The organism is Peribacillus sp. NPDC097295 (genome assembly GCF_044761665.1).
Taxonomy (GTDB): Bacteria; Bacillota; Bacilli; order Bacillales; family DSM-1321; genus Peribacillus.
Window position 1 is genome coordinate 1 of sequence record NZ_JBIWCW010000022.1, and the last position, 20,542, is coordinate 20,542.

Sequence of the window (20,542 nt, forward strand, 5' to 3'; positions counted from 1 at the left end):
GAAATGTTTGACTTGCTCATTTTGCTTTTTTAATAGTGTGTGCTCACTCAAAATTTACGTTGGCGCTTTGTTTTGTTCAGTTTTCAAAGAGCAATGCCTTACGACAGCTTATTTATAATAACACTTTGTTAACCCAGAGTCAACAACTTTTTACAACTTTTTTTAAAACTTGTAATCCGTGTGTAACTCGTTCGTAACAACAGATATAAATATAACATCATTATTCAAACTGCGCAATACCTTTTTAAAAAGTTTTTTTGAAATAACAAAGTTTTTATTGAATGCATTAATCTCAAACCCTGATAACTTCATTATAATTATAATTAAAAAACAAAAACCGATTTGGAACAGGGTGCAGTGAGACATTGTTCTCGCTATAGCCTCTTCCTAAATCGGTTCTCATTACTAATCTTCAATATGGATTAACGATGTCTCATTAACGGGAACAATAGGACGTCACGAATCGACGGTGAATTCGTCAACAACATAACCAGACGGTCTACCCCAATCCCCAATCCTCCTGTTGGTGGCATTCCATATTCTAAAGCCTCTAAGAAATCTTCGTCCATTTCATGTGCTTCATCATTTCCTTGCTCACGCTCTTTCAATTGTGCCTCAAAACGTTGGCGTTGATCTATAGGATCATTCAACTCCGTGAATGCATTGGCATGCTCTCTTCCTACAATAAACAACTCAAATCTGTCAGTGAAACGAGGATCCTCTGGATTTTTCTTCGCTAATGGCGAAATTTCAACCGGGTGTCCATAAATAAAGGTAGGTTGAATCAATTTGTCCTCTACTTTTTGTTCAAAGAATTCATTAACAATATGACCAAATTCCATGGAATCCTTCACTTCAATCCCGTTGTCCTTCGCAAGCTGTTGCGCTTCTTCTTTGCTCATAGTAGCCCAGAAATCTACACCAGTATATTCTTTTACAGCATCGACCATATGGAGTCTTTTCCACTCGGGTTTCAAATCAATTTCATATTCTCCATACTGGATGGTTGTCGTACCTATAACCTCTTTAGCGATATGGGCAACAAGGTTTTCCGTCAGACTCATGATATCCTTATAATCAGCATATGCCTCATATAATTCAATAAGGGTGAATTCCGGGTTATGTCTTGTTGAGACACCTTCATTCCTAAATACTCTACCAATTTCATATACTTTCTCTAAACCGCCGACAATCAGGCGTTTTAAATGAAGTTCGATTGCAATCCTTAGGTTTAACGGCATATCCAAAGCATTGTGATGAGTCAGGAATGGACGTGCAGCCGCTCCACCCGCAACAGAGTGCAATAACGGTGTTTCAACTTCTAAATAACCTTGGTCATCTAAATAGCGTCTCATAGCCTGTACAATACGACTGCGCATAATTAAGGTGTTTTTACTTTCTTCATTTGTAATTAAATCTACATAACGTTTCCGGTAACGCTCCTCAACATCCTTCAAACCATGGAATTTATCTGGAAGCGGGCGTAGCGCTTTTGAAAGGAACACATAATCTTTAGCTTTAATAGAAAGTTCGCCGACTTTCGTTTTAAAAATAACTCCCGTGATTCCTACGATATCACCAAGATCCGTTTGATTGAATAGTTGGTACGACTCTTCTCCAACCTTATCCAAGCGGACATAGATTTGGATTTGGCCACTTATGTCTTGTATATTGGCAAATCCCGCTTTCCCTTTACCACGTTTAGTCATAACGCGACCTGCGATGGTAACCTCTATTTCTTTTTCTTCTAGTTCTTCTTTTTCCAATCCACTATATGCATCAACAATCTCCTGCGTAGTATGGGAACGCTCGAACCTGCTGCCAAACGGGTCTTGTCCATTGTCTATCATAGCCTGCATTTTATCGCGTCTTACCTGCAGCTGGTCATTCAATTCTTCATGACTCACGAAAATCATCTCCATCTCTATTAATCAAAACCTCTTATAACTATTTGAACTTTCTTTTTGCATACCTATTTATTCTTACATAAAGTAAAGGATTTCAACAGCTTTTTATCTTAAATCCTAATATATGGACAGATAAAAACTGCCAGGTTCCCTGGCAGTTTTTGATAAACGTATTATAGAAAAACAGGAAGGTAATGTCAAACATCAAACCATCTGGATGTTCTGTTCCTTCGCTTCAACTTCATCAACGAGCTCATAAACTAGGCGCACTACATCTTCTCTTGTCTCACATTCATTAATACCTTTACGTGCTTTCGCATTACCTTTGATACCCTTTAAGTACCATGCAGCATGCTTACGCATTTCACGAACTGCAACATGCTCATTCTTCAAGGCAATCAGGCGGTCCATATGAAGAACGCATACGTCCATCTTTTCACGAACATTAGGTTCATCAATCAATTTCCCTGTTTCTAAATATTTCACCGTCCTGTAAATCATCCACGGATTCCCTAAAGCAGCCCGGCCAATCATTACTCCATCAACACCGGTTTCCTTTAGCATTCTTTCAGCATCCTGAGGAGTTTCTACATCACCGTTTCCAATCAAGGGAATGTTAATGGAGTTTTTCACTTCTCGAATGATGTCCCAATTCGCTTTCCCTTCATACAGTTGAACGCGGGTTCTGCCATGAAGGGATATTGCCTTACCACCTGCCCGCTCTACCGCTTTGGCATTCTCAACAGCAAAAACATGTTCATCATCCCAACCAATACGCATTTTAACGGTAACGGGTTTATCTACCGCATCCACGACTGCCGAAACCATCTCATAAATCTTATTGGGGTCAAGCAACCATCTAGCACCAGCATCGCATTTCGTTATCTTGGGAACTGGACATCCCATGTTGATATCAATAATGTCCGCTGTTGTATTTTTATCTACAAACCGCGCAGCTTCTACTAATGTTTTCTTTTCACCACCAAAGATTTGCAAGCTTAGCGGTTTCTCTCTTTCATCTATATAAAGCATATTCATCGTTTTGGCATTCTGAAGAACGATTCCCTTATCACTTACCATCTCTGCACACACTAATCCTGCACCAAATTCTTTGACAGTCAAGCGGAAAGCCGAATTACAAACGCCAGCCATCGGAGCAAGGACTACCTGGTTTTTCATTTCGATATCGCCTATTTTTAACACATCGTGACCTCCTACGCTGTCTTTCATTTATCCTCAAGCGGTTGAAGATCCTCCATAGAAACATTCAGAACATCCACCACTTCTAATAAAAATTCCTCTGAGGGGTTACGGTTTCCTCTTTCGACTTCTCCTAACAAAGAAACGGAAACACCCATCTCTTTTGCGAACTCCTCCTGGGTAAATCCTTTTAACTTTCGAAAAGCGCGAATACGCCTTCCCCATTTTTCAGCTTCCATAATCGAACTCCTTCTTTATCCGGAATCTTATCAAGCAGGTCGCTCAAGGATGTATTCATTTTCGGAAGAATCATATCTGGTTCCAATTCCATTAAGGGAATGATCACAAATGCTCTTTCATCCATTCGGGGATGAGGGATCGAAAGAATCTCCGTCTCAACATTTTCATGATTATACAGCAAAATGTCAAGGTCTAAAGTACGAGGGCCCCACCTTATATCCCTTTTTCTCCCTAACTCTTGTTCGATTTGCATACATGTTTGCAATAAGTCCTCCGGTTTTATATCCGTCTCCACCTTAATTACAGCATTCAAGAAACAGTCCTGATCCGTATACCCAACCGGGTCCGTTTCATATAAAGAAGAACAGGACAACAGTTTAATATGCGCATGTTCATCCAGTAATTGGAAGGTCTTTTTAAATGTATCAAGGCGATTCCCCATATTCGAACCAATCGATAAGTAAGATATATTTTCCATATCAACGCCCTCTTACAATTTCTATGGCAACAGATTCGTAGTGTCCTGCAATAGGGGGGTCAGGTTTATACACTTTCACCGTACACAACGAAATTGTTGTAAACTTCGTTAATAACTCTGAAGCGATCCTTTCGGCAACAGCTTCCACAAGCTTATATGGTTTCCCTTCAACGATACCTTTGCAAACTTCATATAATTCCCCATAATTAATAGAGTCCTCGAGATTATCACTCTTTCCCGCTTTAGCTAGATCCAGTTCTACAACGAGATCCACTTTAAAACGCTGGCCAAGTTTAGTTTCTTCCGGAAATACCCCATGGTATCCGTAAAACTCCATCTTATTCACAAATATCTTATCCACTAAATTCACCTTTTCCCATAAGAGCATCCATCATTTTAGCTGTACGTCCCATTTCCTTTACATCATGAACCCGGACCATTTGGCAGCCCTGTAGAATTCCATGACAGATTGTGGCTGCGGTTCCTTCCAAACGTTCGTTTGCCGGTAAATTAAGAACTTGTCCGATCATAGATTTTTTCGATGTAGCAAGTAGTATCGGATACCCTAATGATACCAGCTTATCAAGGTTCCTCATCATTTCCAAATTAAGTGTTAAATCTTTTGCAAACCCGATACCTGGATCGAGAATGATATTCTCATCCAAGACTCCCTCTTTCTTTACAATCCTAATGCTTTCGAAAAGGTCTTGCAAAGAATCGCGGATAAAATGTTGGTACTCCATATTATCCCGGTTGTGCATTAAAATAATCGGCACCTGGTATTTAGCGGCCACTTTCGCCATGTCCGGATCAGCTTTTGCTCCCCAAATATCATTCAGGATATGAGCGCCGGCTTTCACCGCCGCTTCCGCTACTTCAGATTTGTACGTATCAACAGAGATGGGTATTTCGATATTACGGGCAATGGCTTCAATCACTGGTGCGACCCGTTCAATCTCTTCCAATTCCGATATCCGCTCATAATTTGGCCGCGTGGACTCTCCGCCGACGTCCAGGATATCTGCACCATCTTTGACCATCTGCTCTGCATGCTTTAGCGCGGAGTCTACCCGATTATATTTTCCTCCATCCGAAAAGGAATCAGGTGTGACGTTTAAGATCCCCATGATTAAAGTCTTCTTGTTGTAATCCAATTCCAACGTACCGCATTTGATCTTTGATGTACCCGCTAATGACATAGGACGCTCCCCTTCATCTAATAATCTCCATATATATGAGTTTACCTATTTACATAGGAAAAGTGCAAGCACCTTGGAAATCAGGATTGTACTGTTCCTTACACAAAAAAAGAGAAGCAAAGACCCTTGGAGGTACTTTGCTTCTCGGTTACCTTTTATTACTCTTATTCAAAGTTATATAGTGGCGTACTTAGGTAACGCTCGCCATTACTCGGAATGATAGCCAGGACCTTTTTACCTTTTCCTAGTTTCTCAGCCACTTTGATTGCAGCAGCGATGGCACCACCAGATGAAATGCCACCCAGGATACCTTCTTCTTTTGCTGCACGACGTGCGTACTCAAAAGATTCGTCCGTGTTTACTTGAATGATTTCATCATATAGGTCTGTGTTTAAAATACTTGGAACGAATCCTGCACCAATACCTTGAATCTTATGGGGTCCAGGTTTTCCTCCAGACAATACTGGTGAGTCTGCAGGCTCTACAGCGTAAATTTTAATATCCGGATACTTTTCACGAAGCACCTCTCCAGCACCAGTAATCGTACCGCCCGTTCCAATTCCTGCGATGAAAGCATCCAGACCATCTTCACCAAAAGCTTCTACAATCTCCGGACCAGTAGTGTTACGGTGAACTTCAGGATTTGCTTTATTTTCGAATTGTTGTGGAATGAAGTATCCGTGTTCTTTAGATAATTCAGTCGCTTTAGCAATCGCACCTTTCATTCCTTCAGGTCCAGGTGTCAGGACTAAATCAGCCCCATATGCACGAAGTAGGTTACGACGTTCCAAACTCATTGTTTCAGGCATGACTAGAATCGATTTATACCCTTTTGCCGCAGCTACCATCGCAAGTCCGATCCCTGTGTTACCACTTGTAGGTTCGATGATCGTATCACCTTGTTTAAGATCTCCACTTTTTTCTGCAGCTTCAATCATCGCAAGAGCGATCCGGTCTTTAACGCTACTCCCAGGGTTAAAATACTCAAGTTTCAAATATATATCTGCACTATTTTCATTTTGAAGTTTATTTAATTTAACGATAGGCGTTTGTCCGATTAAATCCGTTACAGAGTTAACAATACGTGCCATGCTCTCCACTCCTTTTATTAATACCGAGTATGTTTATTGGTTTTATTAATTTAAAGGTAACAGTTTCACTAGTTCGTTGTCAATGTTTATCTGTAATTTTCTAAATTTTCTTTTATATCTTTTTACCTATTTCTTGTCTTCTGTTTCATATATCCAATCCACGTCAAACTCTTCCCAGAAAATCTTACCGGAAACTGGCGTCTGGATTTGTTCAAGAGCCTTTTGGCGGTGAATTTGCTCTTTTACTTCCTTATAGGAATATTGTCTACCCTCAATTTTTTCATGTAAATAGAGAACGGCCCATCCTTCATCCGCCTCCACTGGCTGGCTCCATTTGCCCACCTTTAAATTTTCAGCAGCCGAAATATATGTCTCAGAGATTTGTTCATTATCCTCCGATATATATCCCATGTCGCCACCTTGATTCGCTGTAAATTCATCAAGGGATTTTTCCATGGCTAATACGGAAAACTTAACACCTTTATTCAATTCTTTAATTATTTGTTCCGCTTGGGTCTTCGTCGATGTGGTTATCTGAGAAATATGATACGTGGTTGGTATTCGATAGATGTCCTTATTGTTCTCGTAATAATCTTTCAAGACTGCTTCAGGAACTGTAACATCCTTTGTAAGCAGCTTTTCGAGCAAGAGGCTCGATCTAATTTCTCGCTTCCATTGTTCTTTACTTTTATTGAGATTCTGACCAGCTGTTCCATACATCGTTTTCATCATCTTAAGTTCCCGATCCACTTCATCATCCGATAGGGTCACTTTGTATTTTTCAGCCGCTTGTTCCACTACCTCTTCATCAACCATTTCCTCGAGTAGATCTTTACCATATCGTTTTTCCAGTTCATCGATCCATGCTTCCCGGGAAATATCTTTAGAACCAATCTTCGCTGCTGTTTCCTCTCCCAAGGAGATTTTGGAAGCGAAGAATGGCCAAATGACAAAGATTAGGATTGTCAGTAGGTTCAATAAGGCAAGACCTGCAATGATGGCCCTAAGCTTTTGTTTAGACAATATCCTTTTCTCCCGTCTTTTTTATTTTTTGGCTTCGTTCTCCAGTTCTTCAAGGTCCTCTTTGGAAAACTGGTAAGTTTCATTACAGAAATGGCATTGAGCCTCAGCTTGTCCATCCGTCTCAATAATATCTCTAATTTCCTCTTGCCCAAGGCTAATCAAAGCATTCGAAATTCTCTCTCTTGAACACTGGCAGGAGAATTCGACGTTTATTTTTTCTAAAACTTCTACATTCTTTTCCCCTAATAGTTCTGTTAGAATTTCTTCCGGAGTTAATCCATTCTGAATCATTTTGGAAACGGGAACAATCGTACTTAACCGCTGTTCAATCTTGGTAATCGTTTCGTCAGTAGCACCAGGCATTAGTTGAATGATGAAACCGCCCGCAGCAAGGATTGAATTGTCTGGATTCACCAATACTCCCACACCGACAGAAGAAGGAACCTGTTCTGAAGTTGCGAAATAGTAAGTGAAGTCTTCCCCTAATTCTCCCGAAACAAGTGGAACCTGCCCTGAAAAATGGTCACGTAAGCCGATGTCCTTCACGACGGTCAATAGCCCATCCGTTCCAACTGCCCTTCTGACATCCAGCTTTCCTTGTTCGTTTAAATCAAAATGGGTTTGTGGATTCGTAACGTATCCGCGCACTTCTCCTTTTGCATTACTATCTACGAGAATCGAGCCGATAGGTCCTCCACCCTCGATCTTAATGGTTAGCTTCTCTTCACCTTTCATCATGGCTCCCATCATTACGCCTGCAGTCATAGAACGTCCGAGTGCTGCAGATGCTGTCGGCCATGTATAATGCCTTCTTTGAGCTTCCCCTACTGTTTCTGTTGTAGAGACCGCATATGCCCGCACTTGCCCCTCATAACCTAACGCCTTTATTAAATAATCTTTCATTTTTATGTCCTCCCGTGCTGTTTTTGTTTACTTCTTCGCTTGTTCCCGATTTCGTTTATATATTAGCTGTAGCCCTTTTAATGTTAAAAATGGCTCCACTACATCGATAACAGTTGACTCATTAGCGATTAATGTTGCTAATCCACCGGTTGCAATGACCGTGGGCTCTAAATTACTTTGTGCTTTCATTCGATTTACGATACCTTCTACTTGACCAACATACCCGTATAAAATGCCTGATTGCATGGCTGAAACCGTATTTTTCCCGATTATTCCGTCTGGACGGCTAATTTCAATTCTTGGTAGTTTGGATGCCTTCGAATAAAGTGCTTCTGTAGAAATACCTATCCCTGGAGCAATAGCGCCACCCATGTACTGTTTTTCTTCATTTATATAGCAATATGTCGTTGCCGTTCCAAAATCCACGATTATGAGAGGGCTTCCATACTCCTGAATGCCCGCTACTGCATTCACGATTCTGTCCGCTCCCACTTCGCGTGGGTTTTCATATTTTATATTTAATCCTGTTTTAATACCAGGTCCAACGATAAGCGGTTTGATGCCAAAGTATTTTTTGCACATTCGTTCAAGTGCAAACATTATTGGCGGTACTACCGATGATATAATGATGCCATCAAATTGGTTGAAAGAGAGTCCTTCATGTTGCAGTAAAGACTTTATGACCATTCCATACTCATCTTCTGTTTTATTGCGACTCGTTTCAATTCTCCAATGATATTTAAGAATTTCTTCATCGTATACGCCCAATACAGTATTCGTATTCCCAACATCCAGTACAAAAATCATTGTTTTCACCACTCCGCTAAATTATTCTCCCACATCATACCATACTGTTATTTCCCACGCTATTAGTCACACTTCTTGAGCAATAAAAAATACCATCCTCTAGAATTGTAAGGGGTGGCACCGTTTCTTGTGTAAAGAAAAGGGTATTTCCGATGAGGAAATACCCTTTTGGCTTCAAGTCAACTTATAACTTTTTGTTGTCATCTTCATTTGGGAAAGAAAGTGGCTTATCTTGAGGTCTACCTTCTTCTATCGGAGGGGTCTTTAAGCCTTCCTCCGTTATCTCAAGGTCCTCAGGTTCTCTTTTATCCAAAGGATCTAAAAGTGCCTCTTTTTCTTCCTTTTTAGAATTGATGTTAACTTTTACGTTTTCATCAGTAGTCAAATTTCCATTTAGAGCGGTATAATCCCGTTCAGGTAATTTACCATTATGGAAAAGTCCTTTGATTTGTTCTGCATCCAGTGTTTCCACTTCAAGCAGGGTCTTGGCAACCAAATCAAGCTTTTCACGATTCTCCGTAAGGATTTTCTTACATCTTTCATACGCTTCTCTAATGATACGTTGAATCTCCAAATCAATCTCATAAGCGATTGCATCTGAATAGTTCTGATCATTATTGAAGTCGCGTCCTAAGAACACTTGACCTTGTGAATTACCAAACTGAAGAGGTCCAAGTTTACTCATTCCGTATTCCATAACCATGCTACGAGCAATGCCAGTCGCACGTTGGAAATCATTATGGGCACCCGTGCTCACTTCACCGAAAGTGACTTCTTCTGCCACCCTACCACCTAAGAGGCCAACAATCTTGTCTTTTAGTTCAGGCTCGGTCATGAAGAAGCGATCTTCTTTAGGAAGCATGACGGCATATCCGCCAGCTTGACCACGAGGGACAATCGTAACTTTATGGACCACTTCTGCATCATCAAGGACCAACCCGATAATCGTATGGCCCGCTTCATGCCAAGCGACAATGTTCCGTTCTTTTTTCGAAATGACGCGGTTTTTCTTTGCAGGTCCCGCAATAACACGATCCGAAGCTTCATCCAAATCGGACATATCTATTTTTTTCTTATCTTGACGAGCTGCTACAAGAGCTGCTTCATTCAGTAAGTTTTCGAGATCGGCACCGGAGAATCCAGGTGTACGTTGAGCAATTGCTTTTAAATCAACGCTATCTGCCAAAGGCTTGTTACGAGCATGAACCTTCAGTACTTCTTCACGACCTTTTACATCTGGGCGTCCTACCGTAATTTGACGGTCAAAGCGTCCAGGTCTCAGTAATGCAGGGTCCAATACATCTGCTCGGTTTGTTGCGGCAATGATAATAATGCCTTCATTTCCACCAAAACCATCCATTTCCACGAGTAATTGATTCAACGTCTGCTCACGTTCATCATGACCGCCACCAAGGCCTGCGCCCCTTTGACGACCTACAGCATCAATTTCATCAATGAAGATGATGCATGGTGCATTTTTCTTCGCATTTTCAAATAGATCACGAACACGTGATGCACCGACACCAACGAACATTTCCACGAAATCAGAACCACTGATTGAGAAGAAAGGAGTGCCTGCCTCACCAGCTACCGCCCGAGCAAGTAATGTTTTACCTGTACCAGGAGGACCCACTAACAGGACGCCTTTAGGAATACGGGCACCAAGCTCTGCAAACTTGCGAGGGTCTTTTAAAAACTCAACGACCTCGACTAACTCTTGCTTTTCTTCATCCGCCCCAGCAACATCATTGAAGCGTACTTTTTTCTTATCATCGTTATACAGCTTCGCCTTACTTTTACCGAAGTTCATCACTCGGCCGCCACCGCCGCCTTGTGCCTGATTAAGTAAGAAGAAGAAGAGTATGAAAATGATTACAAACGGAATGATCGAAGTAAAGAATGTAAACCAACCACTAGTTTGTTTTGGAGGTAAAACATCAATGATTTCTGTATTTTGTTTTTCTACAGCTTCACCGATGCGACTCTGTGCATATTCACTAAATGGAACGTATGCTACAAAGTATTTTTTTTCGTCTTCATACGATTTAAGCTTCCCTGTAATTTCAAATACACTGCCTTCGGGTTGCATCGTTAATGATTTGACGTCCCCACTCTCCAAATGCTTATAGAATTGATCTTGGGTCAATTTTTCCTGAGGTTCATTGTTATTGTTAAAAATGCTTACAATTCCAATGATGACTAAAAATATCAGTAAATAAAATATGGTATTACGGAAGATCCGATTCATTCCTTACCTCCTCCCACGGGTACAAAAACTATAGTAAATATTATCATACAAAATTAATGAATTACAATAATTTAACACCGCTGTTTTTATCTGGCTCTCACGTTTAAATGGATACCATTATTTCGTGTAAATCTCAGGCTTCAATATGCCGATATACGGGAGATTACGATATCTTTCAGCATAATCCAGACCATATCCAACAACAAATGCATCAGGGACGATAAATCCTACATAATCAGGTTTAATGTCAACCTTCCTACCTGTTGGTTTATCTAATAAGGTAACAATTTTAATTGACTTTGCTTTGCGGTAACGGAAAAGCTCTGCGAGGTAGCTCAATGTTAAACCGCTGTCGATTATATCTTCGATGATTAAAACGTCACGACCCTCAACTGATGTATCTAGATCTTTGATGATTTTCACTTCACCAGATGACACAGTGGAGTTGCCATAACTCGAAACATCCATGAAATCCATCTCAAGATGTGTATCCACACGTTTCAATAAATCTGACATAAATGGCATAGCGCCTTTCAAAACACCGATAGCCAGTGGGAATTTGCCTTGGTAATCAGCTTCAAGCTGCGCTCCCACTTCTCTAATTTTCTGTTGAAGTTCTTCCTCAGATATTAACACTTTTTCAATGTCATTTTGCATGGTCATTGTAATTAATTGCCCCCCAAGAAGATTAAGCTTTTTTATATTCTAAGTAGATTAAAGATGATTCATCAGAAACCAGGTCCGGTTCAACATTCGATTTTTTTAAGCCGGGAAGCCAAATGACTAATCCCGATTGATCGATGATAATCGGCCATGCATTTCTTTCAAGCATTGGGATTTTTTCATTGATAAAAATCTCCTTCAACTTTTTCGTTCCACCCAATCCCTTAACACCCATTCTTTCGCCTTCACGCCTTGTTCGGGCAATCAGGGGAAATTGAACAGCTGATTCAGGTAGTATAAAAGAATCATTTCCTCTTGAATGGGGAATCTCATCTTTTATATAGTGTGCTTTAATTTTATATCCATTCGGAAGAAAAGTCTCACCAGGAATTTGTAATAAAACGGAATAGTCAGGGCTTTCTTGCCGGAAAAATCTAAAGATGCATGTTTGATAGGACTTTTCCACAATAAGGCCTTCCGGTAGGTGCAATTCTGCAGAAGGTTGAGGATTTAAAAACAAAGCTAAAAGTTGATCGATATGTAATGCTGAAAGCGATGAAGGTCTCTCCAAATAAAGATAGTTTAATATTAGTTGAATAGATCTTCTTTGTAAAGGTTTAGGCATTGCAAGAACCTTTTCAATCTGAATGACCGAATGGTTCCTATCCTGTTGAAGCCAAATTTCAGAGGTTTCTTTCCTGGCTAATTCCTGTAAAAAGTTCTCATCCTCCAATAATTCTTCGCTAAAGCGTTGGAAGTGATCATGAACATTCCTATTTTCTTTCTTCAGGAATGGAAGGACCTCGTGTCTAAAACGGTTTCTTGCATAATCATTCTTTTGGTTGCTTGGATCGTATCTGGGTTCAAGATGGTGGATACTTGCGTATTCGATAATTTCATCCTTAGTGACTTCAAGAAATGGACGGATGAGCTGACCGCCATGGAAAGGTCTTTTTAACGATATCCCAGCTCTAGCTTTACCTGTTGCCCCTCTGGTCATTCGCATGAGGATTGTTTCGACTTGGTCATCACCATGGTGTCCTAAAACGAGCGTTGTAGCTTGGTGTTTATCCATCATTTCTTCATAGAAAGCGAAACGCAATGTTCGTGAAGATGATTGAGAACTTTGACCTGTCTCTTCAATATACGCTGGTACATTGATCCTTCTGCCTTCAAAAACGATTCCCCACTGTTTGCATATTTGTTTGACATATTGAAAATCGGCAAAGGATTCCTCGCCGCGAAACATATGGTCAACACTCGCAACAACGATATCGTAATGAAAAAGAGACCGAACTTCATTAAGGAAATGTAGCAGCACCAGAGAGTCAGGTCCTCCCGAAACACCTACGATCAGCTTTGAATCTTTCTGAATCAAATCGTTTCTATAAATGGTCTTGAGAACTTTTTCCTTTAACATACAATCTTCCTTTTTTATGTACAGGCATTAGTTTCTACGTTTTAAAAGCGTAATGGGTTTCATTTATTTCTTGTCTACACCTTATTAACTATATCATAACAACTGTTCATATATGTAAAGAACATAGATTATTGAAATGACGGCTACTAATAAAAAGGTCTCAACAAATCCTCCCCTTTTGTTTTTAGGCTGACTCTGGCTCCTTCTTGCCTGTCTGGTGGCAGCCTGACTTGACGGTTTTTTCATCGATTGATTCTGATCACTCAGTAAAGCAACTAGGTCTTCACGCATCCGTAAGGCAGAATCATACTTGCCGAGTAACGCCTTATCAAGCATCTTTCTATATGGTCGCAATTCCTTTTTCTGTTTGATCAATTCAGTTAGTTGACTATACCCCTCCCCTTTTTTCTGAAAACGCGCAGGATAGGCCGAATTAATGATAATCATGGCTACTGCAAACAAATCATACTGTAAATCGGCTTTTCTCGATCCCATTCCCCAGTATCCTCTATCAAAGAACTCGGTGAACTCCTTAACAGACCGCCCCATCAGGGTCGTTCCGCCAACATCTACACACCTGACTTTATAAGCTTGGGAGGTTACGATCAAATTCTCAGGCTTCAGGTCACCAAAAACCCACCCATTGGAATGCAAGGCAGATAAACTCGTTAATAATTGAAGGGTCAAGACTCCGATCCACGAAAATCCCTTTTTCTCAATAAAGTATAAGAAATCATGGCCATGGATATATTCCATCACATAAAACGGTAGCTGCTTTCCCTTTTTCATATAATCATCCGCTTCCAGAAATGAAGGCCCAAGGGTAGACCCCTGGACCTTAGAAAAGGATTTTAAGATATTCATCTCTGAAATAATGGATGTCCCATTATCACTGAGCTTCAGTGCATAATGACGGTTTTTGCTTTCAACTAGATAGACATATCCGTTAGCGCCGCAGCCCAACTCCTTGATAATCGTGTATTGATTTTTATTCCATTTTCCATTGATGATACTTCCAGGGGTTAGTTTACATAGATTCCTCAAAGTATTGTTCATCATCATGTGATAACAATCCCCTCAACGAACGTTTTTTACTAAAATGAGAAAGTGCTTCCCGAATTGCTGGCCCTGTCGGTGTAAGTCCTCCCGTACTAAGCTTGGAAAAAATTTTCGTCAACGCTTCCAGGTTCGGGGTCCAATCAAGCAATTTTTCCACATCGTCCCTTTTCCCGGGAAATGCAAATACGGAAAAACGACTATCGCCCATCCTTGCATTCATACTGAGGGATAGATCTAATAAGGAATCCTTCACGGTAGGAAGCTTATGTTTCATACTCGCACTGGAGTCGACAAGAATCAGCACTTCAAGCTTGCTCGTTTCCCCAAGCTCATCAACGACCTCCATCACTTCTCCCCTTTTATCAGGCGGGAGATCTTCCATTGTTCTCGAATCGCCTAATATTTGTTGAAGCTCACGATTAATTACTCCCTGTATAGTTTGAGTCATTGCTTTTTGGGTCACCATCTGAACGGTCTGTGATAATTGTTGTGCATAAACGATTTGGCTGACACCGCCTCCGGCTCCTGCAATTTTCTCAATCTCTTTAAGTCCCTTTTCATCTATTACGTCATTCTCCAATACTCCTATGACATTGATGGTTATGCCCTGCTCTCTTGCTAGTTCAGCTACAGATGCAGGCTCCTCACCGTGATTCGAACAGCCGTCCGTTATAAGCAAAATCTGTCTTAATGTACCTGCTTTCATGTTTGGCTCTCCCTTCCTTTCAATCTGTTACCATACTTGACTAAAAAGGAAGAATTTATACGCTAAAATACATAGACAACCAGTCTTTGTTCTAGACTGGTTGCCTATGAAATCTCTTTGTTCCAGCGAACTTGCTATATCGGGTAAAAAGGTACCAACTTGGCATTTAAGCTCCTCCTTATGGCATTTATAGAACCACCTCTTTTATTGGGCCTTTTTTCGTTTGGCCGAAACGGGAATGGACGCCCATTTAGGTGTATTGTGTTTAATTTTTGAAGTGACCACCGTCATGTCATCATCTATGACTCCTTTCGTCCGTATGACTTCCTCTAGAATCAAATCAGATATTTCCTGCGGATCATCCGTCTCCATTTCCTTGATTTTTCGTTTTAGCCAAAATTCAATATTTTCTACATGGGATGGTCCATCGAATACCCCATCACTCATCATGATCAAAATATCCCCGTCCCGAAGTTCTTCAGATACAACATCCACGTCAACTTCTTGGATAATGCCCATCGGCAGGTTACTTGATTCTATTTTTATGACTTTATCCCCCCTCTTGATAAAACTCGGAATGGAACAGATTTTCAAAAATCTAGCCTTTGCATCCTGAAGGTCAATCATCACTAGGTCAAGAGTAGAAAAAATTTCATCAGTCGTACGCAGAGATAGTACGGAGTTTACAGATTTAATGGCTATCTTTTCTTCTATTCCGGATTGTAAGAATTTCTGAAGCAGTTTCAACGTTTCGGTGCTTTCAAAGTGGGCCCTTTCCCCATTACCCATACCATCGCTTATAGCAATTGCGTATTTGCCGGCACCAATTTCCATCGTCGTATAACTATCCCCCGATACTAGCCCTCCCCCTTTTGCAGCATGTGCTACACCCGTTTCAACCATGAATTTTTTCGCTGATCGGAATATCACCTCACATTGCCCGTTTGGATACTTTGCACATTCCTCAGAATGAACGACGATCGTTTCCCCCAAAATGTCGGAAAGCATGGGAGCAATCAACTTCTCACATTCCCCCCTGCCTTGACAGTAAGGGACACTCATCTCTATATCCACACCTCCCTGTTCAAGGCTGTATATCTCCACATAACTGATATTCAGCCCAAAATCCTGAATGGCTTCCATTATAGATTCCTCATGTAAATGATGGTTCTTCCTTTCCCTTTGTATTTCCTTGGCGAAATCATCCATTACGGCAGAAACACCCCGTAACTGGTCTGCTACTAGTCTCCTGCTTTCTTTCACCTGCCTTTTCAGTTTTTGATTCGCCTCGAAATAATTGAGTTCTTGAGCAATTGCCCCTACGACCTGTGGACCTCTGGTACAGTATTTATCCCATTCTTTTGAGGTTTTTTGAGGAAGCTGTCCATCATTTTCACTCAATTGAATCATAATTTCCTGCATCCCATCATAGGTTGTATTAAAGTTCTTAGCCCAGCATTGATCCTTTTTAAAGCATATCTGACATGTCTTTTCAGTGACATTACTTAAAAAATAATCAAACTCTTTTTCATCCTCCTCCATTCTTCCGCGTTCATCCACTTGGGAGAAACTATTGGAAAGCGCTTCAAATACATGTGAGAACTGTTCGACCCTTTGCGCAGTCACGTCTCTCACTTTTCGGGCATACTGTTGCTGTTCATCCGAATTTTCCGTGGTCCCCGGTATATGTTTTGCTATTTTGTTTATGATGGATGATGGTGTTAATACAAATAATAGAACGGCAATAAATGATTCATAGAGTGTGATCATGATATTATTGGTTCCTTCTCCGTACAGGCCTATTAAAAGCGTCGCAATTAATAGGCCTGCGGCAACTCCAATCTTTCTACCCTCTTTCAATAACCCGCCGAGCAAGCCCGAAAAGGCAAGGAGGCTCATTTGATAAAGGCTGGCGATGCTCGCTAGGCTAAATATTAAGCCTGTCACTACGCCAACCGTGGATCCTATGGCGGCCCCGCCTGCCAGCCCGAATAGGAGGACCAGGTACCTTGAGAATATATGGTCGAGGGATAAATCATAAATCATCCAGCCAATCGTCCCGGTCATCACCGAGGCAAGTAAGATGATTATGCTGACGATCTCCTCTGTCCTTAATGCTTGCGATTTCTTTCGTATGGATAGTAACGGGATGGACTGAATGAAAATCAAGGTTAGAATCATTGCGAGTCCCGCCTCTACCCCTATCATCATCATGTCGTAAAGCTGGATCGTTCGGAAAACCAGATATTGCTGACCGAGATTGACCAGGAAGAGTGAAGCGAACACATACATCGACATTGTCTTGAATTGCCCTTCGATTCCCGGCCGCTTAATCTTGTTGAAAAGGAGAAGCAGGAACGCCGATGCAAAGATCACTAAACTATTGGAATAATGGATGGTCAAGCCTCCTGCAATTAAACCGAACAGTGCAAGTGGTGCTCGATCACGACGCATGAGAAATACGGCGGCGAAAAACGGAAGTGCAAATGGTGATAATTGTGAAAGAATTAAAGCTCGTCCTAATAAAAAACCGATAATAGCTAATGAAATGCCTTTCTTTATAAAGATGTCATCTGTTTTCGCCTGTAACTTTTGAATCCAGTTGATTGCACCCTCCTTCGCTTCTTTTAATTGCACATCTCCTAGTGGTTCCATCATAGGTCTTTCTATTTTCTCCATTTCAACACCCCATTCACTTTAATGATTTTTATTATATAGAGGGCATGTCTATTTTTTTGTCAGAATTTTATAAGCAACACGATAAAATGTTCGACGTAATTCTTCTTGAACGTTCATTTGTATACAGGTTTTTAGACAGTTTTGCTAAATAGAGAAACGGATGTTCTTTTTTTTGTGAAGAAAAGCAAAGTTTTTAGGTTATTTTTGTGGAAAATGCCCCGAATATTTATACTAAAATTGGATAAACAACATTTTTATTTTTTTTATTGACATTCCTTCTGTGCGAATGTAAGATATAACTTGTGCTTCAGTAGCACTTACCATTATGGCGGCGTAGCTCAGCTGGCTAGAGCGTACGGTTCATACCCGTGAGGTCGGGGGTTCGATCCCCTCTGCCGCTATCCTTTTGATAACTTTCGGCCCGTTGGTCAAGCGGTTAAGACACCGCCCTTTCACGGCGGTAACACGGGTTCGAATCCCGTACGGGTCATCCATATATAAGGAAAGCGCCATCAGTTACTCTCTAGGGGAGAACCGATGGCGCTTTCTAGTTGGGACAAACTCTCAGCCTATGAAAAGAAGGCAAGCCAGTAGGCTTGCCTTCTTTTATGATCTATATCTTTTTATTCATTCAATTGATTTTTTAACAGGGAAGTTGTTGCTAAACCATTTCAGCAGCAGGTTTATCCGCGTCTTCCTCCTCGCCCTCCACGTTTCGTCTCGGTGCTTCGTTTGAGGGTTGTTAAGCGGTCTTCGCTATCTTTTAGGAATTTAGCCATTTTTTGCTCAAAGTTTTCCTTAGGTTGAAAGCCGGCACCTTTTGATCGAGGGTCTTTAGAACGATTATCGTTTCCTCTTCCTTGTCGCGGACGTGGTGTGTACGCAGGCTTTCGCTCTCCTTCAGGCCGGTCTATTGCTTTTTTTATGGATAAGCCAATTTTTCCGTCTTTTTCCACATTAATGACTTTCACTTCAACTACATCTCCGACTTTCAAATGGTCATTAATATCTTTGACATAGTTATCTGCCACTTCACTGATATGGACGAGACCTGTAGAACCTTCGGCCAACTCTACAAATGCACCAAAATTAGTTATGCCCGTTACTTTACCCTGTAACTTGCTGCCTACTTCGATTGACATAAAAAAAATGTTCCTCCTTAGAAATGTTAAAAAATCTCTTCACTTATATTATAGCTAAAGTAAAAAAACAGTGTCAAAAATTCAGTCACTTTCTTCCTTTCCCTTTGGAAGGTTGAAGATGATTTCACCTTTGTCCGATAAGAAGTAATCCCGTCTAGCAATTTTCGCGATATAATCCTCATCATTAAGTTTAACGATTTCTTCTTTAAGAAGTGTCTCTTTTTTCTCCATTTTCGCAATCTTTTCTTCTAATTCTTCTTTTTGCTGTACCTTTTCATCTAAGGCCATATTCTGCGTGACAAGAGTGGATACAGCCACAATCAAAAAAATAGCGGCGAAAACGGAATATAGCGTTAATCGGCGAACTAAACCACGTTTCTTTTTCTGGACTGTTTGTACCTTTTTCTCTTGTTGAGCGACGTAAGGATTTTCGATTTTTGCTACTTTCCTTTTCTCGATGCTGCTCATGGTCCTATCACTCCTCACTTTTTTCTTTTTCTCCATCTATGGACTGTCTCACTTATAGAATTCTTCATTTTCAATAAAATCCCTTTTCCTTTATTATAAAACGTCTCGCCGTTTTTTGTAACAAAATCCGGCAACAAATTCCACATTTTTAAAAATATCCAACTTAAGGGCTTCCAAAATATATTCAATATAAAGAGAACTACTTTGCCGATACCTTTTAAAAGCGACCCAATAACCTTACCTATTCCAAGGATGAATGCAAACATGGACATGATGATCCATTTGATTGGCTCGAACAGTAGCAGGCGAACCAAATCTGTCAAAAACTTGAACAGCTTGATCACAACTAAAATCACAAATGCCAATAATTGAAGATATAATCCCTTCAAAAGAGCTTGGTAGGCAGAAAATCCGCACAATAAGGCCAAAAATAAATAGAGGCGTAGCTCACCCTCGTTCACTAAAAACAGGACATAAAAAATAATCAGACCTTGAATGACCCAGAAAAGAAAATCATGCAGGAAGACAATCCACTTACTTCTCTCTGCACGCTTTAGAAAATGATTATACGTATCTAGGGCAGCGCCAAATAAACTGCCCATTCCTATCATTGAAAGCAACGTATAAAATTGAATCGTCAGGGTCATTTGAACAATTTGCCAAAGAATCCTTTAGCTTTCTCCCCAGATTGCTCATCTAAATATACAAGGTCAAAAACCTTCCCCTTGATAGAAACAATCCCTTTATCGACGTCTAGATTCTTCATTTGTAGATTTTGACCGCGTATAGATAAGAAACCCATGGATGTTTCAAGCAGGAACTCTTCATTATCGAAGCTTTCCACTTGCTTAACCCCGGTAATATCCAATAAACGGCGGCCCTTCATCGTGACATCATGTTCCTGGATCGTTCCTTTTGTATAGCCAGCATTTGGATCAATATATTGGCTCATTTTTCATCCCTCACAATACCATTGATTTTGTACAAGTGTATGTGCATTTGGGATGAATTAGAACAAGCCTGTCCTTACTCTTCTGCCAGCTTCTCTTCCTTTATGATGGAAAACATCTCAGCGGCCGCTTCTTTTTTCGTGGTTTCCTGAATTTTCTCGACGCGTACCGTAACTAATTTTTGACCAAAACGCACCGTTAATTCATCGCCCTCTTTTACATTAGAACTCGCTTTTGCCTGTATGCCATTTATCGTGATTCGACCTTTATCCGCTACTTCTTTCGCGAGTGTCCTACGCTTGATTAATCTTGAAACCTTTAGGAATTTATCTAACCTCATCGTCATGTTATTTCCCCCT

General features: G+C 40.7%; 21 protein-coding genes and 2 tRNA genes. 2 read left to right on the plus strand and 21 right to left on the minus strand.

The genetic code is table 11. From position 1 onward, the window contains the following. Positions 1–422: 422 nt before the first annotated feature. The 16 genes from lysS to spoIIE form a co-directional block, all read right to left on the minus strand. Positions 423–1,916 (minus strand): lysine--tRNA ligase, encoded by a 1,494-nt coding sequence (gene lysS, locus ACIQXN_RS19920; protein ID WP_402970795.1) that lies wholly within the window; start codon positions 1,914–1,916, stop codon positions 423–425. A gap of 195 nt (positions 1,917–2,111) precedes the next feature. Then, complete coding sequence (gene dusB / locus ACIQXN_RS19925; protein ID WP_402970798.1) at positions 2,112–3,110, minus strand: tRNA dihydrouridine synthase DusB; 999 nt, start codon at positions 3,108–3,110, stop codon at positions 2,112–2,114. Positions 3,111–3,133: 23 nt separating this feature from the next. Continuing rightward, complete coding sequence (locus ACIQXN_RS19930; RefSeq protein ID WP_402970801.1) at positions 3,134–3,346, minus strand: helix-turn-helix domain-containing protein; 213 nt, start codon at positions 3,344–3,346, stop codon at positions 3,134–3,136. After that, complete coding sequence (folK, locus tag ACIQXN_RS19935; RefSeq protein WP_402970804.1) at positions 3,298–3,825, minus strand: 2-amino-4-hydroxy-6-hydroxymethyldihydropteridine diphosphokinase; 528 nt, start codon at positions 3,823–3,825, stop codon at positions 3,298–3,300. Before folK ends, ACIQXN_RS19930 begins: the two co-directional genes overlap by 49 nt. A 1-nt stretch (position 3,826) precedes the next feature. Beyond that, a complete protein-coding gene (folB, locus tag ACIQXN_RS19940; RefSeq protein WP_402970807.1) occupies positions 3,827–4,186 on the minus strand; it encodes a dihydroneopterin aldolase in 360 nt (119 codons plus the stop codon). Continuing rightward, positions 4,179–5,024 carry a dihydropteroate synthase gene (gene folP / locus ACIQXN_RS19945; RefSeq protein WP_402970811.1) on the minus strand — a complete coding sequence of 282 codons (846 nt, stop codon included), beginning with the start codon at positions 5,022–5,024 and terminating at the stop codon, positions 4,179–4,181. The genes folB and folP overlap by 8 nt, the downstream gene beginning before the upstream one ends. Before the next feature lie 164 nt (positions 5,025–5,188). After that, positions 5,189–6,115, minus strand: coding sequence for a cysteine synthase A (gene cysK / locus ACIQXN_RS19950; RefSeq protein WP_402970814.1), 927 nt, complete (start codon positions 6,113–6,115; stop codon positions 5,189–5,191). 126 nt (positions 6,116–6,241) lie between these two features. Beyond that, positions 6,242–7,138 carry a peptidyl-prolyl cis-trans isomerase gene (locus ACIQXN_RS19955; protein ID WP_402970817.1) on the minus strand — a complete coding sequence of 299 codons (897 nt, stop codon included), beginning with the start codon at positions 7,136–7,138 and terminating at the stop codon, positions 6,242–6,244. A gap of 21 nt (positions 7,139–7,159) precedes the next feature. Next, positions 7,160–8,041 carry an Hsp33 family molecular chaperone HslO gene (gene hslO, locus ACIQXN_RS19960; RefSeq protein ID WP_402970820.1) on the minus strand — a complete coding sequence of 294 codons (882 nt, stop codon included), beginning with the start codon at positions 8,039–8,041 and terminating at the stop codon, positions 7,160–7,162. A 27-nt stretch (positions 8,042–8,068) separates the two neighbouring features. After that, a complete protein-coding gene (locus tag ACIQXN_RS19965; protein WP_402970823.1) occupies positions 8,069–8,848 on the minus strand; it encodes a type III pantothenate kinase in 780 nt (259 codons plus the stop codon). Between the two features lie 184 nt (positions 8,849–9,032). Beyond that, positions 9,033–11,096 carry an ATP-dependent zinc metalloprotease FtsH gene (gene ftsH, locus ACIQXN_RS19970; RefSeq protein WP_402970826.1) on the minus strand — a complete coding sequence of 688 codons (2,064 nt, stop codon included), beginning with the start codon at positions 11,094–11,096 and terminating at the stop codon, positions 9,033–9,035. A 117-nt stretch (positions 11,097–11,213) separates the two neighbouring features. Then, entirely contained in the window at positions 11,214–11,753 is a 540-nt protein-coding gene (hpt, locus tag ACIQXN_RS19975) for a hypoxanthine phosphoribosyltransferase (RefSeq protein ID WP_402970951.1), read from the minus strand. Positions 11,754–11,784: 31 nt separating this feature from the next. Then, complete coding sequence (tilS, locus tag ACIQXN_RS19980; RefSeq protein WP_402970829.1) at positions 11,785–13,179, minus strand: tRNA lysidine(34) synthetase TilS; 1,395 nt, start codon at positions 13,177–13,179, stop codon at positions 11,785–11,787. Between the two features lie 93 nt (positions 13,180–13,272). Further along, positions 13,273–14,241, minus strand: a complete 969-nt coding sequence (locus tag ACIQXN_RS19985) for a protein kinase domain-containing protein (RefSeq protein WP_402970832.1) — start codon at positions 14,239–14,241, stop codon at positions 13,273–13,275. Further along, entirely contained in the window at positions 14,207–14,944 is a 738-nt protein-coding gene (locus ACIQXN_RS19990; RefSeq protein ID WP_402970834.1) for a VWA domain-containing protein, read from the minus strand. The genes ACIQXN_RS19985 and ACIQXN_RS19990 overlap by 35 nt, the downstream gene beginning before the upstream one ends. 204 nt (positions 14,945–15,148) lie before the next feature. Next, positions 15,149–17,623: a stage II sporulation protein E gene (gene spoIIE / locus ACIQXN_RS19995; RefSeq protein WP_402970836.1), complete on the minus strand. Its 2,475-nt coding sequence runs from the start codon at positions 17,621–17,623 to the stop codon at positions 15,149–15,151. 327 nt (positions 17,624–17,950) lie between these two features. Here spoIIE and ACIQXN_RS20000 point away from each other — a divergent pair. Continuing rightward, a tRNA-Met gene (locus ACIQXN_RS20000) sits at positions 17,951–18,024 on the plus strand. 17 nt (positions 18,025–18,041) lie between these two features. After that, positions 18,042–18,113 (plus strand) — tRNA-Glu (locus tag ACIQXN_RS20005). A 193-nt stretch (positions 18,114–18,306) separates the two neighbouring features. Here the strand turns inward: ACIQXN_RS20005 and ACIQXN_RS20010 are convergent. The 5 genes from ACIQXN_RS20010 to ACIQXN_RS20030 all read right to left on the minus strand — a co-directional run bounded on the left by ACIQXN_RS20010 (position 18,307) and on the right by ACIQXN_RS20030 (position 20,523). Further along, the gene (locus ACIQXN_RS20010; protein ID WP_402970839.1) at positions 18,307–18,765 is read right to left on the minus strand and encodes a S1 domain-containing RNA-binding protein; all 459 of its coding nucleotides are present in this window, start codon (positions 18,763–18,765) and stop codon (positions 18,307–18,309) included. Between the two features lie 81 nt (positions 18,766–18,846). Further along, positions 18,847–19,233 (minus strand): FtsB family cell division protein, encoded by a 387-nt coding sequence (locus tag ACIQXN_RS20015; protein ID WP_402970842.1) that lies wholly within the window; start codon positions 19,231–19,233, stop codon positions 18,847–18,849. Between the two features lie 14 nt (positions 19,234–19,247). Continuing rightward, positions 19,248–19,880 (minus strand): spore cortex biosynthesis protein YabQ, encoded by a 633-nt coding sequence (yabQ, locus tag ACIQXN_RS20020; protein WP_402970845.1) that lies wholly within the window; start codon positions 19,878–19,880, stop codon positions 19,248–19,250. After that, complete coding sequence (gene yabP, locus ACIQXN_RS20025) at positions 19,877–20,185, minus strand: sporulation protein YabP (RefSeq protein WP_402875924.1); 309 nt, start codon at positions 20,183–20,185, stop codon at positions 19,877–19,879. Before yabP ends, yabQ begins: the two co-directional genes overlap by 4 nt. Positions 20,186–20,259: 74 nt before the next feature. Then, positions 20,260–20,523, minus strand: a complete 264-nt coding sequence (locus ACIQXN_RS20030; protein WP_402970956.1) for an RNA-binding S4 domain-containing protein — start codon at positions 20,521–20,523, stop codon at positions 20,260–20,262. Between the last annotated feature and the right edge of the window lie 19 nt (positions 20,524–20,542).